Source organism: Arthrobacter sp. Y3223164, assembly GCF_059091005.1.
Genome location: NZ_JBNHGF010000599.1, coordinates 1 through 1,194, shown reverse-complemented (window position 1 = coordinate 1,194; position 1,194 = coordinate 1). Strand labels below are relative to the sequence as shown.

Annotated in this window: 1 protein-coding gene; it reads left to right on the top strand. The window is 69.1% G+C overall.

The window, feature by feature from the left end; all coding sequences use genetic code 11:
• Positions 1-240 precede the first annotated feature (240 nt).
• Positions 241-1,194: nucleotide sugar dehydrogenase (locus tag AC5RUJ_RS16730; RefSeq protein WP_494156299.1), on the top strand; the 954-nt coding region annotated here is incomplete at its 3' end.

Below are 1,194 nucleotides of genomic sequence, written 5' to 3'. Positions count from 1 at the left end.
GCGACGGCATCGGCATGCGCCGCGACCCAGGCCGCCGCGGTGGCCGGAAGGCCGGGGGCCGCCACCAGCGTCAGATGAAGGACCATGACAAGGAACCTAGGCCGAAGGGCGCGCTATTTTACTGTTCGGCTTCCGGTATGTGGATAACCTGCGGTACCGGAGGCTGACGCGAACAAGCGATACCCTTGACTCTGGGCCGAAGGGCCGACACACCGACACAACGAGAAAAGGCCTTTGCTCTTGAAGATCGCTGTCATTGCTCTGGGAAAGATCGGGTTGCCGTTGGCCGCCCAGTTCGCCTCGAAGGGGCACGAGGTCGTCGGCGTGGACGTCAACCCCGCCGTGGTCGACCTGGTCAACGCGGGCAGCGAGCCGTTCCCGGGGGAGGCGGGGCTCCAGGACAGGCTGGCCGAGCTGGTGCCGGCGGGCAGGCTGCGGGCGACCACCGACTATGCGGACGCGGTGCCGGGAGCAGACGCCGTGGTGCTGGTGGTGCCCCTGTTCGTGGACGCGGAGGCCAAGCCCGACTTCGGCTGGATGGATGCTGCCACGCAGGAGCTGGCTCGGCACCTGACGCCGGGCACCCTGGTCTCCTACGAGACCACGCTGCCGGTAGGCACCACCCGGACCCGGTGGAAGCCGATGCTCGAGGCCGGCTCCGGCCTGGTCGAGGGCGAGGACTTCCATGTGGTCTTTTCCCCGGAGCGGGTGCTGACCGGCCGGGTGTTCGAGGACCTGCGGAAGTATCCCAAGCTCATCGGCGGGCTCTCCGGGGCCGGTGCCGCGGCGGCGCAGGAGTTTTACGAGGCGGTGCTGGACTTCGACGACCGCCCGGACCTGGCGCGCGGCAACGGCGTCTGGGACCTGGGCTCGGCCGAGGCCTCCGAGCTGGCCAAGCTCGCCGAGACCACTTACCGGGACGTGAACATCGGGTTGGCGAACCAGTTCGCCCGCTATGCCGCGACCGCCGGGATCGACATCTACCAGGTGATCGAGGCGTCCAACTCCCAGCCCTACAGCCATATCCACCAGCCCGGCATCGCCGTCGGCGGGCACTGCATCCCGGTGTACCCGCGGCTGTACCTGTGGAACGATCCGTCGGCCACGGTGGTGGCTGCGGCCCGGGCCGCGAACGCGGGCATGCCGGACTACACGATCGGCCTGCTGGAGGGTGCGTACGGCGACCTGGCCGGC